This is a genomic window from Embleya sp. NBC_00888 (assembly GCF_045207655.1).
Lineage (GTDB): Bacteria > Actinomycetota > Actinomycetes > Streptomycetales > Streptomycetaceae > Embleya.
This window is the reverse complement of sequence record NZ_CP108784.1, coordinates 4151937-4171832: the sequence shown is the minus strand read 5'-3', so window position 1 is coordinate 4171832 and position 19896 is coordinate 4151937. Positions and strand designations below refer to the sequence as shown.

16 protein-coding genes are annotated in these 19896 nt (G+C 71.2%); 9 read left to right on the top strand and 7 right to left on the bottom strand.

Features of this window, described 5'->3' with window-relative positions; translation table 11 throughout:
• Nucleotides 1-41 precede the first annotated feature (41 nt).
• Both OG948_RS17300 and OG948_RS17295 read left to right on the top strand, forming a co-directional pair.
• Nucleotides 42-917: an NUDIX hydrolase gene (locus OG948_RS17300; protein ID WP_406297426.1), complete on the top strand. Its 876-nt coding sequence runs from the start codon at nt 42-44 to the stop codon at nt 915-917.
• A 78-nt stretch (nt 918-995) separates the two neighbouring features.
• Entirely contained in the window at nt 996-1820 is an 825-nt protein-coding gene (locus OG948_RS17295) for an MBL fold metallo-hydrolase (protein ID WP_406297425.1), read from the top strand.
• Nucleotides 1821-1875: 55 nt separating this feature from the next.
• Here the strand turns inward: OG948_RS17295 and OG948_RS17290 are convergent, their stop codons facing one another.
• Nucleotides 1876-2550: a Crp/Fnr family transcriptional regulator gene (locus OG948_RS17290; RefSeq protein ID WP_020554920.1), complete on the bottom strand. Its 675-nt coding sequence runs from the start codon at nt 2548-2550 to the stop codon at nt 1876-1878.
• A gap of 167 nt (nt 2551-2717) precedes the next feature.
• On the opposite strand from OG948_RS17290, the gene nth reads away from it, so the two are divergent.
• The 4 genes from nth (at nt 2718) to OG948_RS17270 (ending at nt 6533) form a co-directional block, all read left to right on the top strand.
• Entirely contained in the window at nt 2718-3704 is a 987-nt protein-coding gene (gene nth, locus OG948_RS17285; RefSeq protein ID WP_406297424.1) for an endonuclease III, read from the top strand.
• Nucleotides 3701-4435 (top strand): NUDIX hydrolase, encoded by a 735-nt coding sequence (locus OG948_RS17280; RefSeq protein WP_406297423.1) that lies wholly within the window; start codon nt 3701-3703, stop codon nt 4433-4435. The genes nth and OG948_RS17280 overlap by 4 nt, the downstream gene beginning before the upstream one ends.
• Before the next feature lie 139 nt (nt 4436-4574).
• Complete coding sequence (locus OG948_RS17275) at nt 4575-5759, top strand: MarP family serine protease (RefSeq protein ID WP_406297422.1); 1185 nt, start codon at nt 4575-4577, stop codon at nt 5757-5759.
• Between the two features lie 87 nt (nt 5760-5846).
• Complete coding sequence (locus OG948_RS17270) at nt 5847-6533, top strand: metal-dependent hydrolase (protein ID WP_406297421.1); 687 nt, start codon at nt 5847-5849, stop codon at nt 6531-6533.
• A 500-nt stretch (nt 6534-7033) separates the two neighbouring features.
• Here OG948_RS17270 and OG948_RS17265 read toward each other — a convergent pair whose 3' ends face one another.
• From OG948_RS17265 to OG948_RS17245, 5 genes are all read right to left on the bottom strand, one after another.
• Nucleotides 7034-7954, bottom strand: coding sequence for an alpha/beta fold hydrolase (locus OG948_RS17265; protein WP_406297420.1), 921 nt, complete (start codon nt 7952-7954; stop codon nt 7034-7036).
• A gap of 76 nt (nt 7955-8030) precedes the next feature.
• Nucleotides 8031-8450 (bottom strand): phage holin family protein, encoded by a 420-nt coding sequence (locus OG948_RS17260; RefSeq protein ID WP_406297419.1) that lies wholly within the window; start codon nt 8448-8450, stop codon nt 8031-8033.
• Nucleotides 8451-8560: 110 nt separating this feature from the next.
• Nucleotides 8561-9883 (bottom strand): Na+/H+ antiporter NhaA, encoded by a 1323-nt coding sequence (gene nhaA, locus OG948_RS17255; protein ID WP_406297418.1) that lies wholly within the window; start codon nt 9881-9883, stop codon nt 8561-8563.
• Between the two features lie 311 nt (nt 9884-10194).
• Nucleotides 10195-11301 (bottom strand): hypothetical protein, encoded by a 1107-nt coding sequence (locus tag OG948_RS17250; protein ID WP_406297417.1) that lies wholly within the window; start codon nt 11299-11301, stop codon nt 10195-10197.
• 441 nt (nt 11302-11742) lie between these two features.
• Nucleotides 11743-12729 carry a sulfite exporter TauE/SafE family protein gene (locus OG948_RS17245; protein ID WP_406297416.1) on the bottom strand — a complete coding sequence of 329 codons (987 nt, stop codon included), beginning with the start codon at nt 12727-12729 and terminating at the stop codon, nt 11743-11745.
• 258 nt (nt 12730-12987) lie between these two features.
• On the opposite strand from OG948_RS17245, the gene OG948_RS17240 reads away from it, so the two are divergent.
• Nucleotides 12988-15336, top strand: a complete 2349-nt coding sequence (locus tag OG948_RS17240) for a bifunctional SulP family inorganic anion transporter/carbonic anhydrase (protein ID WP_406297415.1) — start codon at nt 12988-12990, stop codon at nt 15334-15336.
• A gap of 148 nt (nt 15337-15484) precedes the next feature.
• Complete coding sequence (acs, locus tag OG948_RS17235) at nt 15485-17470, top strand: acetate--CoA ligase (protein ID WP_406297414.1); 1986 nt, start codon at nt 15485-15487, stop codon at nt 17468-17470.
• Between the two features lie 75 nt (nt 17471-17545).
• Here acs and OG948_RS17230 read toward each other — a convergent pair whose 3' ends face one another.
• Entirely contained in the window at nt 17546-18526 is a 981-nt protein-coding gene (locus OG948_RS17230; RefSeq protein ID WP_406297413.1) for an ATP-binding protein, read from the bottom strand.
• A gap of 273 nt (nt 18527-18799) precedes the next feature.
• Between OG948_RS17230 and OG948_RS17225 the strand changes: the two genes are divergently transcribed.
• Entirely contained in the window at nt 18800-19606 is an 807-nt protein-coding gene (locus tag OG948_RS17225; protein WP_406297412.1) for an oxidoreductase, read from the top strand.
• Nucleotides 19607-19896 lie beyond the last annotated feature (290 nt).

Sequence of the window (19896 nt, the reverse complement as noted above, 5' to 3'; positions counted from 1 at the left end):
GAGGGATGGAACTTGACTCGGTCAGGCGTACGATCCGGCGCATGGCCGAATCAGGGAGTACGCGAGCCGGGAAGGCCCAGCCGGGCATGCCCGCGTCCTGGGCCGAGCGGGCCCGCGCGATCATCGCCGGCGAGGCGGAACCGGTGGCTCCGCGCCGCGCGGCGACCGTGGTGCTGCTGCGCGAGCGGCCGCACGGCGCCGAGGCGTATCTGCTGCGCCGGCACACCGCGATGAAGTTCGCGGCCGGCATGTACGCGTTCCCCGGCGGCGGCGTCGATCCCCGGGACGCGGACCACTCGGTGGCCTGGGCCGGACCCGAACCCGCCGAGTGGGCGAAGCGGCTGGGCACCGGCGTCGCCGAGGCCCGCGCGATCGTCTGCGCCGCCGTGCGCGAGACCTTCGAGGAATCCGGCGTGCTGCTCGCCGGGCCCGACCCGACCACCGTCGTCTCGGACACCACCGGCGCGGACTGGGAGACGGACCGCGCCGCGCTGGTGGCGCGCGAGCAGACGCTGACCGAGTTCCTGGAGCGGCGCGAGCTGGTGCTGCGCTCCGACCTGCTGGGCGCGTGGGGGCGCTGGATCACCCCCGAGTTCGAGGACCGCCGCTACGACACGTGGTTCTTCGTCGCCGCACTGCCCGCCGGCCAGCGCACCCGGGACGTCTCCGGCGAGGCCGACCGGGTCACCTGGGCCCGGCCCGGCGACGCGCTGGAACAACACCGGGCGCAGGAGATGGCGATGTTGCCGCCCACCATCGACACGCTGCGCCACCTGGCGGAGCTGGCCGACCCGGCGGCGGCCCTGGCCGCCGCGGCCGACCGGGAGATCACCCCGATCATGGCCCGGGGCCGTTTCGACGGGGATCGCCTCGTGCTCGAATGGCCGGGGGTCGCGGACCCGTTCGGTCTGCGCTGAGGCCCCACCGACGACCCGGAGCCGGTCCGAGGGCATCCACCGGATCGGTCCGGGCCACCGAGGTACAGGATGACCACCATGAACGCACAGCCCCTGCCCGGCAACCCGCGCCCGACCATCGGCGGACCCGCGAGCTCCCGGGTGACCTGTCTGCTCGCACCGAACCCGAGCGCGATGTCGCTGGACGGCACCAACACGTGGATCGTGGCCGAGCCCGGCGCGGACACCGCCGTGGTGATCGACCCCGGCCCCGACGACGAGGGCCATCTGCGCGCGATCGTGGCCGCGGTGGAGGCCGAGGGCCGCCGCGTGGGCCGAATCCTGCTCACCCACGGCCACCCCGACCACTCGGCCGGCGTGGCCGGCCTCAAGGCGCTCACCAACGCCGTCGTGCACTCGGTCGACCCGCAGTGGCGCTACGGCGGCGAGGGCCTGGTGGACGGCCAGGTGATCGAGGACGGCGGCCTGGACCTGCGGGTACTGGCCACTCCCGGCCATTCCGGCGACTCGGTGTGCTTCGTGGTGGCCGCGGACCGCTTCGTGATCACCGGCGACACCGTGCTGGGTCGGGGCACCACGGTGGTCGCGCACCCCGACGGCCGACTCGGCGACTACCTGGACTCGCTGCGCCGGCTGCGCGCCCTCGCCGCCGCCGGCGAGGTCACCGCGGTGCTGCCCGCGCACGGCCCGATCCTGGACGACGCGGTCGGCGTGCTCGACTCCTACCTGGCCCACCGGGCGGCCCGACTGGCCCAGGTGGAGGCCGCGGTCGCGGCGGGCGACAAGACCGCCCAGGACGTCGTCGAACGGGTCTACGCGGACGTGGACCGCGGCCTGTGGTGGGCCGCCGAGATGTCGGTCCGCGCCCAGCTCGAATACCTGACCGAGCGCGCGGACGCCTGAACGCCGTGTGGGGGCCCGCCGACGGCGGACCCCCACACGTTCGGTGCGTGACGTGCTAGCGCGAGCGGCGCGACAACCGCTCGACGTCCATCAGGACCACCGCGCGCGCCTCCAGCCGCAGCCAACCCCGGCTGGCGAAGTCGGCGAGCGCCTTGTTGACCGTCTCCCGCGAGGCGCCGACCAATTGGGCCAGCTCCTCCTGGGTGAGGTCGTGCGCGACGTGGATGCCCTCGTCGGCGGGCACCCCGAACCGGCGGGACAGGTCGAGCAGGGCCTTGGCCACCCGTCCCGGGACGTCGGAGAAGACCAGGTCGCCCAGGCTCTCGTTGGTCCGCCGCAGTCGACGCGCTATCGCCCGCAGCAGTGCCGCGGCGACCTTGGGCCGACCGGTCAGCCAGGGCTGCAGGTCGGAGTGGCCCAGGCCGAGCAGGCGCACGTCGGTGAGCGCGGTCGCGGTCGCCGTACGCGGTCCGGGGTCGAACAGCGACAGCTCGCCGAACATCTCGCCCGGGCCGAGCACCGCGAGCATGTTCTCGCGGCCGTCGTTGGAGCTGCGGTGCAGCTTGATCTTGCCCTCGATCACCACGTACAGGCGGTCACCCGGGTCACCCTCGTGGAAGAGTGAGTCCCCGCGCTCGAGCGCGACCTCCGTCATGGAGGCCCGCAGCTCGGCGGCGTCCTCATCTTCGAGCGCCGCGAACAGCGGAGCCCGCTGCAAAACGTCGTCCACGAGGTTCCTCCTAGGCCGGCCTGGTCGACACCAATGAAAGCCGAGCGGTCAAACAGTGCGATCGGTCACAGTCTGACGCACCGGTACCCGCAATCATCACGCGGGGTGGCCTGGATCACGAACGGGCGGATCCACAGTAACCGGACATGTCGCTCCTGTGATCAAGCATGTGCGGACTGCTCGACCGTACGCCCCGTCCATCTGCGTACTCTGGCCGGGTGTCGAGCAACGTGACGGAGCCCGCGCCGCGCAGGTCGCGGGCGGCCGCGAAGGTCGTGAAAACCGAGTCCCATCTCGCTCTGGTGCGCCGCGCGCGCCGGATCAATCGCGAATTGGGCGAGATATACCCGGGTGCGCACTGCGAACTCGACTACGGCGACGCGTTCCAGCTCCTGGTCGCGGTGGTGTTGTCCGCGCAGACCACCGACCGGCGGGTCAACACGGTCACCCCGGCGCTGTTCGCCCGCTTCCCCGACGCCGCCGCGGTGGCCGCCGCGGAACCGGCCGAACTGGAGGCGATCATTCAGCCGACCGGGTTCTTCCGGGCCAAGACGCGCTCGGTGCAGGGCCTGGCCCAGGCGCTCCTGGAGCGCTACGACGGCGAGGTGCCGGGCAAGCTCGCCGAACTGGTCACGCTGCCCGGAGTGGGCCGCAAGACCGCCAACGTGGTGCTCGGCGAGGTCTTCGACGTGCCCGGCATCACCGTCGACACCCACTTCGGCCGGTTGGCCCGGCGCTTCGGGTGGACCAAGGACGATGATCCGGTCAAGGTCGAGCAGGAGGTCGGCGCGCTGTTCCCGCGCAAGGACCTGACGCTGCTGTCGCACAGGGTGATCTTCCACGGCCGCCGGGTCTGCCACGCCCGCCGCCCGGCCTGCGGAGCGTGCGCCATCGCGCCGCTGTGTCCGGCGTACGGCGAGGGCGAGACGGATCCGATCAAGGCCAGGGCGCTGCTCAAGTACGAGATGGCCGGGCAACCCGGCCAACGGCTCAAGCCGCCGGCCAAGCCGGTGCTCGCCGTGCCGGGCGACGCGTCCGAAGACGTGGACGCAGCCGAAGACGTATCCGAGACGAAGGCCGCACGAGCGAAGGCCACCCGAGCGAGGGCCGCACGAGCGAAGGCCGCACCGCGAGACGAGGGGGACGCCGGGTGACCCAGACCGGAACCGGGATCCAGACCTGGGCGGAAGCGGATCTGCCGGAATGGCTGCGCCCGGTCGCGCGCGCCGCCCGGGAGATCCGCCCCGAGCAACTGAGCCGTTTCCTGCCGCCGGCCGAGGGCGGCCGGCGTTCCGCCGTGCTGGTGTTGTTCGGCGAGGGGCCCGAGGGGCCGGACCTGCTGCTGCTGCAACGCGCCGCGACGCTGCGCTCGCACGCGGGCCAGCCCGCGTTTCCGGGCGGTTCGGTGGACCCGGGCGACGACGGTCCGGAGGGCACCGCGCTGCGCGAGGCGCAGGAGGAGGTCGGGCTCGACCCCTCCGGCGTGCGGGTCTTCGGCCGGCTGCCGGATCTGTACATCCCGGTGAGCGACTTCGTGGTCACGCCCGTGCTCGCGTGGTGGCACCGGGAGAGCGAGGTCGCCCCGGGGGCACCCGAGGAGGTCGCGCGCGTGTTGCGGGTGTCGATCGCCGAACTCGCCGAACCGGCGAACCGGGCCCGACTGCGCCACCCCGGCGGTCACCTGGGCCCGGCGTTCCTGGTGCACGACCTGGTGGTCTGGGGCTTCACCGCGGGGCTGATCGACCGGGTCCTGCACCACACCGGCTGGGAACGGCCGTGGGACACCCGCCGCGAGGTCACCCTCTCGGAGACCGAGAGCAGATTGGCCCGGCGCGGGTTCGACCGCTATGAGGAGACCGCCTCCGAGCCCGAGGTCCGCGACTGACCGTCGGCCCGCCCGCCGCACCCGGTGCGGGGGCGGGCTGACGGTACGTCAACACCGGTTCTGTACGGCTGTGTCACCGGTGTTCGACGAACCGGCACGGCGGCGGACAGCGCGGGCTCGCACATGAGAACGTGAGCCCGTGAATGTCCTGGACCTGTTGCTGCTCGCCGCCGCGGTGGCCTTCGCCATCTCCGGATACCGGCAGGGCTTCATCGTCGGCGTGCTCTCGTTCCTGGGCTTCATCGGCGGCGGTGTGTTCGGCATGTGGCTGGTGCCCTCGCTGCTCAACCGGTTCGAGCCGGGGCTGGGTCCCTCGATCGCGGCGATCTGCGTCGTGCTCGTGCTGGCCACCGCGCTCCAGGCGCTGACCACCGCGGCCGGCAACCGGCTGCGCCGGCAACTCACCTGGCGTCCGGCGCGACTGGTGGACGCGGCCGGCGGCTCGATCGTGAGCGTGTGCGCGCTGCTGATCGTGGTGTGGCTGATCGGCTCCTCGGTCGCGGGCGCCTCGATGCCCACCGTCTCGCGCGAGGTGCGTTCCTCGCAGGTGCTCGGCGGCGTGCAGAAGGTGTTGCCGCAGGGCGCCGACACATGGTTCTCCTCGTTCGGCAACCTGCTCGACCGCAACGGCTTCCCGCAGGTCTTCAGCCCGTTCGTTCGCGAGGACATCCCGCAGGTCCCGCCGCCGGACCCCAAGTTGTTGTCGATGCCGGCGGTCCAGGGGACCCGGGACAGCATCGTCAAGATCGTCGGCACCGCGAAGAGTTGCGGCAAGGTGATCGAGGGCTCCGGCTTCGTCTACGCCCCGCAGCGCGTGATGACCAACGCCCACGTGGTAGGCGGCGTCAAGAAGCCGACCGTGCAGATCGGCGGCGAGGGCCGCGAATACCCGGCCGAGGTCGTGCTCTACGACTGGAAGCGCGACATCGCGGTGCTCAAGGTGCCCGGACTCAAGGCCACCCCGCTGCAGTTCGAACCGAAGGTGGAGAGCGGCGCGGACGCGATCGTGGTGGGCTTCCCGGAGAACGGCGCCTTCCACGTCGAACCCGCCCGGGTCCGGGCCCGGATCCAGGCCGGCGGCCCGGACATCTACAAGCGCGGCACGGTCAGTCGCGACGTCTACTCGTTGTACGCGAAGGTGCGCCAGGGCAACTCCGGCGGCCCGCTGATCTCACCGAACGGCAAGGTCGCCGGGGTGATCTTCGCCAAGTCGCTCGACGACGAGTCCACCGGGTACGCGCTCACCGTCGAGGAGGTGCGCGCGGACGCCGAGGCGGGCGCGGTCGGCGACCGCCCCGTGGACACCCAGAGTTGCGCCATGTGACGCATGTCCGCCGGGTTCTCGGGCAGATGTTCGGGCACAGCCGCGACGAGCGGGCGACGGTGGGGCGAGGCAGGGTGGGGTGGGGGAATGCTCGGGCATTCGCACGCGGTCAGCGGGGCACTGGTGTTCGCGGCGACGGCACCGACGCTGCCCCAACACCTGTGGCACAACCACCTGTCCCCGTCCGAGATCGTGATCGGTACGTTCCTGACCGCGGGCGCGGCGCTGCTGCCCGACCTCGATCACCACAACGGTACGATCGCCAACTTCCTGGGACCGCTCTCGCGGGCGCTGTGCGCGGGCGTGGCCAAGGTGTCCGGCGGGCACCGACACGCGACCCACTCGATCGTCTTCGTCGTCCTGGCCGGACTGCTGACCTGGCAGGGGGTCGAGCACCTGGGGCGGCCGTTCACCCTCACGATGGTCTTCCTGCTGCTCGCGCTCGCGCTGCGCGCGCTGAACCTGTGTCCGCCGGGCAAGGGCCTCGCCTCCTGGATCACCATCGTCGCGCTCGCCGGCGGCGGCACGGCGGTGGTCGACCACTGGATGCCGGCGGCCCCCGACTGGCTGCCGATGGTGATCGTGCTCGGCTGTATCGCGCACCTGCTCGGCGACTTCCTCACCAAGCAGGGGATACCGCTGTTCTGGCCGCTGGGCACCCGCTTCGAGGTGGCCGTGGTCAGCCGGACCGGGAACCGCGTGGAGACGCTCGTCCTGGTGCCGGTGATGATGCTCGCCACCGTCGCGCTCTTGTGGTTCGGCACATTCGCCTGAGCGGCGAAAAGCGGAATCGACCGACCGATGCGCGGAACCCGTGCGGGAGCGTGGAACCCGTACGCGAGACAGGGGATGGTGCGACGCGACCCGGTCCCGAGTCGCGTCGACACGTCAACGCAGGAAGCGCAGGCGCAGACTCAACCAACGTGCTCGTCGGCGCAATATCCCCATCAGTCCCGGGAGATGATCCCCCCGGTCGGCAACCGCGCCGGCCGGCGCCCCTCGCGTGTGCTCGAACCCGTGAGTGCCAGTGGTGCCGATCTCAACCATGAGGGTCTCTGCCGTCTCCGACCGGGTGTCCCCGGCCCCCGCCGCCATGCTCGGAGCGTTGTACGTCCGGCTCATACGGTGGCGCCTACCCGGGTCACCGACGGCGTAATCGCGCCGCCTCGGCGGTCCGAAAATCATTTCCGGACACGCCGGAGGCGATCTGTACGGAAGTGTCGGATATCCCCGTCAAGATCGCACAAGAAAGGCCCGGAAGCGCTGTCGGAACTTCAGCGCTCGGGTTCCGGATCCTTCAACCAACCCAGGAGTTCCTCGGTGAACACGGCCGGTTGTTCCTCGTGCGGGAAGTGCCCCACGCCCTCGAGCAGTCGCCAGCGGTAGGGCGCCTCCACGTAGCGCCCGGAGCCGGCCGCCGTGCGCGGCAGGATCACCGGGTCGAGCGCGCCGTGCAGATGCAGCGTGGGCACCTCGACGGGGGCCTTCATCCGGGCCGAGTACTGGATGCCGTCCGGGCGCGGGATGGACCGGATCAGCCAGCGGTAGTGCTCCGCCGCGCAGTGCGCCGTGCCGGGCACCAGCATCGCCTGCCGGTAGCGTGCGATCGACTCGTCGGCCGGCCGGCCCGGCGCCGACCACGCGCGCAACATGTCGCCCACCATCGCCGCGCCGTCGCGGATCAACTGCCGCTCGGGCACCCACGGCCGCTGGAAGCCGAAGATGTGCGAACTCGCGGCCATCTGGTGCCGGTCGGTCAACAGCGCGCCGCGCAGTTGCCGGGGATGCGGCATGGACACCGCGACCAACCGGCGCACCACCTTGGGCCGCAACACGGCGGCGGTCCAGCCCAGGTAGGCGCCCAGGTCGTGGCCGACCACGATCGCGTCCGGCTCGCCCAGCGAGCGGATCACCCCGGTCACGTCCAGGGCCAGGGTGATCGGGTCGTAGCCCCGCGGGGTGCGGTCGCTGCCGCCGTACCCGCGCAGGTCCATCGCGACCGCGCGGTAGCCGGCCCGGGCCAGCACCGGCATCTGATGCCGCCAGGCCCACCAGAACTCCGGGAAACCGTGCAGCAACAGCACGACCGGCCCCTCGCCCATCTCGGCGATGTGGAACCGCGCGCCGTTGGCGGCGATGTCGCGGTGTGTCCAGGGCCCGTCCACGTTGACCACGGCGCTCTCGGGAACCGTCATGCGGAGCAGCGTCGCACACTCGCCATCGCACCCCGGTTTCCGCCGCCGGTTTGGCCGGCCCGGGCGCGTTGCCGGATCAACCGACGTTCTTGAGCGTGGTGACCGTGTCCCGGGTGGTGGTGATCGTGCGCTCCGGCGCGCGGACGTTCTTGAACGACTTGACGCCGTAGAACGCGAGCCCGCCCGCGAGCAGGAGATAGAAGCCGCCGACGATCAGGAAGCTCCACGCCACGCCGAGACCGAGAGCGTGGATTCCGTACACGACCGCGAAGCTGAGGAAGATGAACGCGAACACGCCGATGAAGGCCGCCGCGCCGAACGCGCCGCCGCCCTTCGCGACGTTGACCACGCTGACCTTGACCTCGCTCTTGGCGAGCGCGATCTCGCTGCGCACCAGCGTGGACATGTCGCGGCTGGCCGACGAGAACAGCTCGCCGAGGGATCGCTGTGCGTCGACGGGCACGTCCTGGGCCGGGGACCTGTCGGTGCCTGCCATGGTCACTCCTTGTACCTGTATGGATAATCCGACCCCGATCATGCCCTGCTGCGGCGATACGTATCCAGCGGGGCGCGTCGTACGAGTGTTTCGGATGGGAAACGAAGTATTCAGGAGTGGCCGAGCTTCTCGTCGCGGAGTCGATCCGCGTCCGCTTGATAGACGTCCGGAATCCCGTCGCCGTCGTCGTCGCGATTCTCCTCGGCCCACAACCGGGCGTAGGTGTTGTTCCTTATCCGCAGCACCACCGACGCCGCGACGGCCGCGAGCACCGAGCCCACCAGCACCGCGGCCTTGGCCTGTTCGGTCAGCGTCGGGTCGTCGGTGAAGGCCAGTTCGCTGATCAACAGGGACACCGTGAAGCCGATGCCGGCGAGCATGGACATGCCGAACACGTCCGACCACGCGAGGTCGTCGCTGAGTTGGGCCCGGGTGAACCGGGCGACCAGCCAGGTGCCCGCGAAGATCCCGACCACCTTGCCCGCGACCAGGCCGATCATGATGCCGAGCGTGGGCCGCTGGGTGAACACGTCGCCGAGCACCGAACCGGAGACCGCGACGCCCGCGGACAGCAGCGCGAAGATCGGCACCGCCACGCCCGCGGAGATCGGCCGCACCAGGTGCTCGACGTGCTCGGCCGGCGAGGTCCGCTCGTCCGGGTCCGGGACCACGCGCATCAACAGGCCCATCGCGACACCCGCGACCGTGGCGTGTACGCCGCTCTCGTGCATCAGCGCCCAGGTCACCAGGGCGAGGGGTACGTACCACCACCAGCCGCGCACCCGGAACCGCTGGAGCAGCGCGAACACCACGAGCAGGGCGAAGGCCCCGGCCAGTGCGAGGAAGTCGACCGAGTCGGTGAAGAAGATCGCGATGATCAGGATCGCGCCGAGGTCGTCGACCACCGCGAGGGTGAGCAGGAACGAACGCAGCGCGGAGGGCAGGTTGGTGCCGATCACCGCGAGTACGGCCAGCGCGAACGCGATGTCGGTCGCGGTGGGGATCGCCCAGCCGTCGGGCGATCCGCCGCCCGCGTTGACCGCGAAGTAGAACAGCGCGGGCGTGAGCATCCCGCACGCGGCGGCCACCACCGGCAGCACCGCCTGGGCCGGATTGCGCAGGTCGCCGACCACCAGCTCGCGCTTGAGTTCGATGCCGGCCACGAAGAAGAACACCGCGAGCAGGCCGTCCGCGGCCCAAGTGCCCAGCGACAGGTCCAGGTTGAGCGCGCTCGGACCGATGTGGAAATCGCGCAGGTCCTGGTAGGCCTCGCTCCACCCGGTGTTCGCCCAGATCACCGCGATCACCGCCGCGATCAGCAACAGCGCGCCGCCGACGGTCTCGGTGCGCAGCGCGTCCGCGATGAAGTTCCGTTCGGCCAACGTGGACGGACGCCGAAAGAACTTGTTGCGTGGTGCGGACTCGGCAGCCACGGGACCTCCAGGTCGGCTGTGGTTCGCGGGCGTATACCGCCCTGCGAAAACGACAAAACAGCGCCGACCAGACTTCCCGGCATGCCTCCCGAGCGGAGACCCCTGACGCGGGACGGCGGAACCCGACCGACCCGATCCCCGTCAGTGTATCGACAAGACTCGCGCCACGAGGGAACCGAACCGCGCACGGCCGCGTCGGCGCCGCCGGGCTCGCCGACGTACCCACCGACCCCGCGCCGCCCACGCAAAGGCCCCGTACCGAAGGGGATTTCGATACGGGGCCGGAGCCGGGCCCGGGTTCGGCCGGTCGCTCAGTCCTGGCGACGCGGCAGCACCGCGGAGTCCGAGGCGGCGAGCGGGCGGAGCGCGGCGGGCTTGTTCTGGCCCCCCGCGGAGGCGGTGATGATCGTGCTCCAGTCGGTCACGTTCTGACCGACGCCCAGACCCTGCAGCTTGGTGAGCACCGCGGGGTCCTGGCCCTCGAGCCAGTCGGTCAACTGGCGGAAGGTCACGCAGCGCACGTCGGACTTGTTGCAGATCGACTTCACCGTGTCCCGGACGGCGTTCATATAGATGCCGCCGTTCCAGTCCTCGAAGTGGTTGCCGATGAACAACGGCGCGCGGTTGGTGGTATAGGCGCGCTGGAATCCGTTCATGTAGAACTCGTGGGCCTCTTTCTCCCACGCTTCCTTCTTGGACGGGTCGTACTTACCGTGCAGCGCTTCCTGCTCGAACATGATGTTGTAGTCCATGGAGAGCTGCGACTTGCTCGGGTTTCCCGGCCACGGCAGCGACTGGAGCGGGAAGTCCCAAATGCCGGTCTCCTTGCCGCGCTTGGGCCACACCTGAAGACCGCCGGCGGAACTCGCGTCGTAGCGGAAGCCCATTTCCTTGCCGGCCCGCATCAGATTCGTCTGGCCCTCCAGGCACGGTGCCCGGCCGCCGATGAGTTCCTTGCCGGGCGAGTAGTCGAACGGCAGCGGGGGCAGATCGGCGAACCCGGTGTTCGTCTTCCAGTTCTGGATGAACTTGACCGCCTGTTCGGTCTCGTTCTTCCAGTCCGCCGGGGCCCAGGCCTTGCCACTCGTGGAGCTGTTGCAGAAGTGCCCGTTGAAGTGCGTGCCGATCTCGTTGCCCTTGAGCCAGACCTCGCGCATCTGGACGATCGTGTTGCGAATCGTCTCGTCGGACATGAACGCGATGTCCGACGCGCCGGGCGCGTGCTTCGGTCCGGTGTACATGGCCCGCTTCGCCTTCGGGAGCATGTAGATGCCGCTCAGGAAGTACGTCATCTGCGCCTTGTTCGCCTCGGACAGCTTCGAGAATTCCGAGACCAGCTTGTTTCCGTCCTCGGCCGCGCCGTCCCAGGAGAACACGACGAACTGCGGTGGTTTCTCCCCCGGCTTGAGCTTCTCCACCTTGGGCTGGTTCGGCTGCGGACCGGTGTCGGCGGTCGAGCCGTCGCCGATCGGCCGGACCGGACCTCTCGGTTTGTCCGATTCCTTGCCCGGAGCGCTCGGATTTCCGTTGCCAGAGTTCTTTGCAGAGGAGTTGCCGGAATCTTTCCCGTCCTTTGCGAAAACCACGAAACCGATAGCGGCCAGGACTGCGACAACGACGAGCACCGCAGCGCCGCGGACAGTTCGCACAGTTCACCTCTTCCCATGGACATGCCGGACCGAGCTGTATTCCCTATCGATACATACGCACACCGGGGTCACCCGGTTGCGTGCGTGCCCGGACCGCTTTCCCCGCGTACCCGAGTCGGGACGCGTCGGATCGCACGGGGCGCGTGAGCGCGGACACATCACCGTACGGGGCGGAAGGGCCCCAAAGCGATCCGCCGTCACCCGCGACGGTCAGGGGTCGGCCCGGAACTCGATCCGTCCGCTGTACATGCCCATCGAGCAGGTCCAGGTGAGGGTGCCGGCGTGCGGCGTGCCCAGGTCGATCCCGGTCTCGCCGGACGTCGGCAGCACGCGCTGCACGTTGCGGGCGGGCAGCACGAAGCCCCGGGTGCAGCCGGTGGTGTGGTCGGTACGCAGCACCAATACGGTGCGCACACCGGCCCGGGCGAGCGCGCGGGCCGGGCGGTAGCCCTCGTTCCCGACCCGCACGGTGACCCGCTGCACGCCATCGGCCCCGGTGCTCGCCGCCGCGTGGTCCACCGTGCCCACCGCGGCCGGCGTCCACCAGCCGCCCAGGCGCAGTCCGGAGGCGATCGTCCAGGCGGCCACCGCGAGCACCAACAGGCCCACGGCGGCGGTCGGTCGGCCGCGCAGGAGCCGTCCCGAAGCGCCGACCAGCAGGCCGAGCGCGGCGAACAGCGGGAAGGTGCCGAGCACGAAGCCGGTCAGCACGGCGGCCCCGCCGAGGGCGTTCCCGGCGGTCACGGCGACCAGTTCGACGCTCAGCGTCACTCCGCACGGGACCAGCACCGTGGCCGCGCCCAGGAGCAGCGGACCGCGACCGGCGCCACGCGGCGAGGGGCGCGGCAGCAGTCGGCCGACGCCGGGCACGCCGAGCATCGACAACCCGAAGAGCACCATCAGCGCGCCCGCCAGGAGCAGCAGGATCGCGCGGGTGCCCGGCGCCGGTTGCATCGCGCCGCCGAGCAGGCCGAGCAGTGCGCCGAGGATGGCGTGCGCGAGCAGCTTCGCGCCGAGGAACGCGGTCAGCGCGCGGGGGAGCAGGCCACGCGGCGGCTTGTTCGCGCAGTCGCCGGCCGGGTTCTCGCACGGGCGCACGGCCCCGGCCAGCAGGCCGCCCTGGACCGCCGCGCAGGACGCGCCACCCGCGACGAACCCCGCACCGAGCCCGGTCGCGAACAGCGTGAGCACCTGCACGGAACCACCCCCACTCCGGGGAGATTACGTGCCATCACGCACAGTGTGGAAGATCTCCGGCGCGAAACACTCGTTTCACCCATGCGGGTGCATATTTTACGTTCCGAAAAGGATAGCCTTACTGTGACAATGTAAACACTTAGAGTTAACTTGGCCTGCCAGGCCCGGAACTCTCTCGTTCGACCCGCGCGCCGCCATCCCTGCGGCAGCCATGCCCGCCATGACATGACTGACATGACTGACCCGGAGGACACGGACATGCCCGTTGCCCCTGCCACCACGCCCGCGCCGGTCTCCCGGACCGCCGCGCTGCGCGCGGACCTCGGCGCCTCACTCGTGGTTTTCCTCGTCGCCGTACCGCTCTCGCTCGGTATCGCACTCGCCGCCGGCGCCCCACTCGGCGCCGGCATCATCTCCGCCGTGATCGGCGGCATCGTGGTCGGCCTGCTCGGGGGCGCGCCGCTCCAGGTGAGCGGCCCCACCGCCGGCGTCATGGTGATCGTGGCCGGCCTCGTGCAGACCCACGGCTGGCGGGTGACCTGTTTCGTCACCGTCGGCGCCGGCCTGGTGCAGATCCTGCTCGGCCTGCTCCGGGTGGCCCGGGCCACCCTCGCGCTGTCGCCGGCCGTCGTGCACGGCGTCGTCGCGGGCATCGGCGTGGTCATCGCGCTGGCCCAGTTGCACGTGGTCCTGGGCGGCGCGCCACAGCGCTCGGCCTGGGAGAACCTGCGCGAACTGCCCACCCAGGTCGGCAATCTGCGCGCCCCCGCGGTCGCGGTGGGAGTGATCACCGTGGTCCTGCTGCTCGGTTGGCCGCTGTTGTCCCGGCTGCCCGGGCGGTGGGCGGCGCCGGCCAAGGTGCCCGCGCCGCTGATCGCGGTCTCGCTCGCCACGGCGGTCGCGAGCGTGACCCACCTGAACGTGGCCCGGGTGGACCTGTCCTCGGTCACCTTCACCACCCCGGTGGTGCCGCCGTCGGGCGCTTGGAGCGCGATCGCGGTCGGCGTGGTCAGCGTGGCCCTGGTCTCCGGCATGGAGTCGCTGCTGTCGGCCGCCGCGGTCGACCGGCTGCACAACGGGCCCCGGGCCGACCTCGATCGCGAACTGATCGGCCAGGGCGTGGGCAACGTGGTCTCCGGAGCGATCGGCGGCTATCCGGTCACCGGTGTCGCGATCCGGTCGGTGACCAACGTGCGCGCGGGCGCGGTCTCTCGGGCCTCGACCGTCCTGCACGGCGTGTGGGTGATGTTGTTCGTGGTCCTGCTCGGCGCGTTCGTCGAGCGCATCCCGCTCGCGGTGCTGGCCGCGCTGGTGATGGTGGTCGGCATCCAGATGGTCAGCCTCGCGCACATCCGACACGTGCACCGGCACCGCGAGTTCCCCGCCTACGCGGCGACGATCGCGGGAGTGGTCCTGGCCGGCGTGCTCCAGGGCGTGCTGCTGGGCGTGGTGGTCGCGGTGCTCACCGCGCTGTACCGGCTCAGCCGCAGCACGGTGCGGGTCCAGCCCGGCGACGGTGTGCTGCACGTCGAGGTGCACGGGTCGCTGACCTTCCTGTCGGTGCCGCGGCTGTCCCGGGTGCTGGGCAAGTTGCCGCCGGGCGAGCACGTCGTGCTGGACATGACGGTGGACTACCTCGACCAGGCCGCGTTCGAGGCGGTGCACTCGTGGCGGGTGGGCTACCTCGCGCGCGGCGGGCGGGTGGACATCGAGGAGATCCACGACGGGTGCTACGAGCGGGCCGCGGGCGGCTCCCCGGGGCCCAAGCGCTCGCGGCTGACCCCGTCGCCGCGCTGGTTCGCGCCGTGGTGGCACTGGCAGCGGGCGTGCCCACGCGAGGACGGCACCGCGTCCCAGGCGCTGGTGGCCGGCGCGCGCGAGTTCCAGCAGCGCACCGCGCCGCTCGTACAGCCGTTCCTGGAGCGGCTCGCGCTGGAGGGGCAAAAGCCCGCGCAACTGTTCATCACCTGCGCCGACTCGCGGATCGTGCCGAACCTGATCACCGCGAGCGGCCCCGGCGACCTGTTCACCGTGCGCAACGTGGGCAACCTGGTGCCGCGCGGCGAGGCCGGGCACGCCGACCCGAACACGGCCGACGCGTCGGTGGGCGCGGCGATCGAGTACGCGGTGGCCGTGCTCGGTGTGCGCAGCATCACGGTGTGCGGGCACTCCGGTTGCGGCGCGATGAACGCGCTGCTGGCCAAGGTCGGCGACGCGGCCGAGGCCGGGTCGGGGCACGGCACCACGCCGCATCTGGATCGCTGGTTGCGCAACGGCGACGCGTCGCTGGCGCGCTTCACGGCCGGCCCCGCGCCGACCCTGACCGGCCACCTGGTGCCGCCGGTGGAGCAACTGTGCCTGACCAACGTGGTCCAGCAGTTGGACAACCTGCTCGACCACGCGGTGGTCGCCCGGGCCGTGTCCGAGGGCCGACTCCGGCTGTTCGGGCTGTACTTCGACATCGCCTCCGCGCAGATGTACCTCTACGACGGCGTGCGCGGCGACTTCGGTCCGGTGGACGCGGAGCGGGCCGAGTCCGGGGCGCTCCCGGCGGGTGTCGTCCTGGGCGCCGAAGATCACACTTTTCCGGTGCTCAACGCGGGGTAGCCACCCCGTACGATCGCGCGGTCGGCCACGATGCGCCGTGAGCCGACAAGTGGTCTAAACCAATCGCGGTCCTCCTCTTGCCGGCTCGGGCCGGTCCCTGATGAGCTACGGCCAAAGGAACCGACCGCAGCGGCACGGAGGAGTACGCGTGAGCAACGCAGACCGGAACACCGGGGACAAGGCCGGAGAGGCACTGTCGAACCTGCTGCGCGAGGAGCGACGCTTCGCGCCCCCGCCGGCGCTCGCGGCAGACGCCAACGTCAAGGCCGAGGCGTACGAGCGCGCGGCCGCCGACCGGCTCGGCTTCTGGGCCGAGCAGGCCCGGCGGCTGGACTGGGCGGTGGAGCCGCAGGAGACGCTGGACTGGTCGACGCCGCCGTTCGCCAAGTGGTTCGCCGACGGCAAGCTCAACGTCGCCTACAACTGCGTCGACCGGCACGTCGAGGCGGGCAACGGCGACCGGGTGGCGATCCACTTCGAGGGCGAGCCGGGCGACACCCGCACGCTGACCTACGCCGACCTCAAGCGCGAGGTGTCCAAGGCGGCCAACGCGCTGACCTCGCTGGGCGTGGAGGCGGGCGACCGGGTCGCGATCTACCTGCCGATGATCCCCGAGGCGGTGATCTCGATGCTCGCGTGTGCGCGCATCGGCGCCCCGCACTCGGTCGTCTTCGGCGGCTTCTCGGCGGACGCGGTGTCCTCACGTGTCAACGACAACGACGCGCGCGTCGTGATCACCGCCGACGGCGGCTACCGGCGCGGCAAGCCCTCCGCGCTCAAGCCCGCCATCGACGAGGCGCTGCAGTCCTGCCCGGACGTGCGCAACGTGCTGGTGGTGCGCCGTACCGGCGGCGACGTCGCGTGGACCGAGGGCCGTGACCTCTGGTGGCACGACCTGGTCGACGCGCAGTCCGAGGAGCACGAGCCGCAGGCGTTCGACGCCGAGCACCCGCTGTTCATCCTGTACACGTCCGGCACCACGGGGAAGCCGAAGGGCATCCTGCACACCTCGGGCGGCTACCTGACCCAGGCGAGCTACACGCACAACGCGGTGTTCGACCTCAAGCCCGAGACCGACGTGTACTGGTGCACGGCCGACATCGGCTGGGTCACCGGGCACTCGTACATCACCTACGGCCCGCTCTCCAACGGCGCCACCCAGGTCATGTACGAGGGCACGCCGGACTCGCCGCACCAGGGCCGCTGGTGGGAGATCGTGCAGAAGTACGGGGTCACCATCCTGTACACCGCGCCCACCGCGATCCGCACCTGCATGAAGTGGGGCGACGACATCCCGGCCCGGTTCGACCTGTCCTCGCTGCGCATCCTGGGCAGCGTCGGCGAGCCGATCAACCCCGAGGCGTGGATCTGGTACCGCGAGCACATCGGCGCCGGGAAGACCCCGATCGTCGACACGTGGTGGCAGACCGAGACCGGCGCGATCATGATCAGCCCGCTGCCGGGGGTGACCGCGACCAAGCCGGGTTCCGCGCAGCGCGCGCTGCCGGGCATCTCGGCCAAGGTGGTCGACGACACCGCGACCGAGGTCGGCAACGGCGGCGGGGGCTACCTGGTCCTGGACCAGCCGTGGCCGTCGATGCTGCGCACCATCTGGGGCGACGACCAACGGTTCAAGGACACCTACTGGTCCCGCTTCGAGGGGCTGTACTTCGCCGGCGACGGTGCCAAGAAGGACGAGGACGGCGACGTCTGGCTGCTCGGCCGGGTGGACGACGTGATGCTCGTGTCCGGCCACAACATCTCCACCACCGAGGTCGAGTCGGCGCTGGTCTCGCACCCCAAGGTCGCCGAGTCGGCCGTGGTCGGCGCGACCGACGCGACCACCGGGCAGTCGATCGTGGCGTTCGTGATCCTGCGCGGCAGCGCGTCCGAGTCCGAGGAGCTGGTCGGCGAACTGCGTGAGCACGTCGGCAAGGTGCTCGGCCCGATCGCCAAGCCCAAGCGCATCCTGCCGGTCGCCGAACTGCCCAAGACGCGCTCCGGCAAGATCATGCGCCGCCTGCTGCGCGACATCGCGGAGGGCCGCACGCTCGGCGACGTGACCACGCTGACCGACGCGTCGGTGATGGATCTGATCACGTCGCAGTTGCCGTCGGCGACGGCCGAGGACTGACCCCGGGCCGATCCGGCCGGGACTTGATCGAGACGGGGCGGCCCGTTCCTTCGGGGGCGGGCCGCCCCGCCGCGTTCACACCGGGGCGGAGATCGCGTGCGGGCCGAGCACGAACGCCGAGTCGACCTGCTCGGCGAGGTCGGCGCCGGTCTTCGCGTTCGCCCAGCTCCGCGCGTTCCTGAGGTGGAACTCGACCATCTGCGCGGTGTATCGCTCCCAGTCGCGGCGCTCGAACGCGGCGTCGCAGGCGCGCGTCAGCTCCTCCAGCGCGGCGCGATTGGCCGGCTCCAGGGTCTCGAAGCCGGGCGCGCGGCCCTTCTCCAGGGCGCGCACGAAGTCGGACTGCACGGTCCAGGTGAGCAGGTCCGCGCCGACGTGCTCGCGCAGGAACTCGACGTCCTCGGGCCCCTGGACCTTGTTGCCGACCACTGCGAGCGAGACGCCCCAGTCGCGCGCGTAGTCGCGGTACTGCCGGTAGACGCCGACACCCCGGCGGGTCGGTTCGGCGACCAGGAAGGTGATGTCGAAGCGGGTGAACAGCCCGGAGGCGAACGAGTCGGATCCGGCGGTCATGTCCACCACCAGGTATTCGTCGGCGTCGTCGACGAGGTGGTTGAGGTAGAGCTCGACCGCGCCGACCTTCGAGTGGTAGCACGCGACGCCCAGGTCGGACTCCTCGAACGGCCCGGTCGCCATCAGCCGCAGCCCGGGTAGGCCCGGCACCTCGCGCGCGCACGCCGCGTGGATCGGGTTGTCGTCCGCGAGCCGGATCAGCCGCGAACCGCGGCCGGGCGGCGTGGTCTTGACCATCTCGGAGACCGATGCGATCCGCGGGTTGTCCCCGCGCAGCCAGTCCTTGATCGCGGGCAGTTCGGCGCCCATCGCGGGCAGCGCGGCGGCGGTCCGTTCGTCCAGGCCCAGGGCCACGCCCAGGTGCTGGTTGATGTCCGCGTCCACCGCGACGACCGGCCGGCCGGTCGTCGCGAGGTGTCGGATGAACAGGGACGACAACGTGGTCTTGCCGCTGCCGCCCTTGCCGACGAAGGCGATCTTCACGGATGGGCCCTCCGATGATGGGTTCGACCGATGGAACCGATCGACGGGTTCGACCCGACGACGGGTTCGTCGGCCCGGGTGGTTCGACGATCCGGGTTCGACGATCCGGGTTCGACGATCTGGGTTTGACAATCGTTTTCGAATACGATCATCCGTCGCTCACCGTGCCCGCGTCAAGTCGCTCGGTGACCGTGTGGTGGTGGGCGTGCGGCCGTCGCGTGTCGCGCGGACCGGTGTCGCGGGTGGTTTCCCGCGCGGCGTAATCTCGCCCGGGTGAGCACCGCAACCGATCCCCTCGCCGCCCTGGCCGCGCTGCCCGGCGTCCCGGAGGCCGTCGAGGACACCCGCAAGGCCGTCGACCGGCTGCTCGGCCACCGCACGATGCGCCGCCGCAGCATGGACATCAGCGCCGAGTCCGCGCTTCGAGGCGCGCGCGCGAGTGCCGCGCTCGAAGGCGTCGACTGGTCGCTCGAGGAGATCCGCCGCCGTACCGACTTCTCGTCCTCGCTCGACGACGGCGGCGCGGTGGTCGCGGGCGCGTTGCGGCTGTCCGCCGAGATCGGCTCGCTGCTGGGCACGTGGGGACACAGCCCGCTCCAGGTGCTGGCCCGGCTGCACGTGGTCGCCGCCGCCGACGCGGTGCCCGCGGAGGCGCTCGGCCGACCGCGCCGCGACGGCGAACTGCCCGGCCCGCTGCCCTCCGCGGAGGAGGTGGCCGCCCGGCTGGACGGACTGTCCCGGCTGCTGCTCGCGCCGTCCGCGGCGCCCGCGATCGTGGTCGCCGCCGTCACCCACGCGGAGATCCTCACGCTCGCCCCGTTCACCTGGGGCAACGGCCTGGTCGCGCGGGCCGCGCAGCGGATCGTGCTGGTCACTCGCGGCCTGGACCCCAAGGGCGCGGCGGTGCCCGAGGTCGGTCACCTGGAACTGGGCGTGGACGCCTACGCGGCGGCGCTGCGCGCGTACGAGAGCGGCACCGCCGAAGGTGTGTCGACCTGGATCCGGCACTGCGCGGAGGCGATGACGCTGGGCGCGCGGGAGAGCGTGGCGGTCTGCGAAGCGGTGATGCGCGGGATCTGACCGCGATCCCGCGGGCGTTCGTGGTGCCGGCCGCGATGGGACCGCGCCCGTACGTCTCGGCGGTTCCCGGGGGCGAACGCACGAGACGGCGGCGCCCGTGAGGACGCCGCCGTTTTGTCACTCCCACCGGGGTACCAAGCGTGTACCCGTTATGACGATCGGCCCCGGCATGCGCATCCACGGGGGGAAGAACATGCAGGTCATCCGACGCGTTCGGCCCCTACGAGGGTCGGTCGCACGTGGGTTCCCGGCGGTCGTGCTCGGCCTGCTCGAGCCGTCCGCCGAAGCGG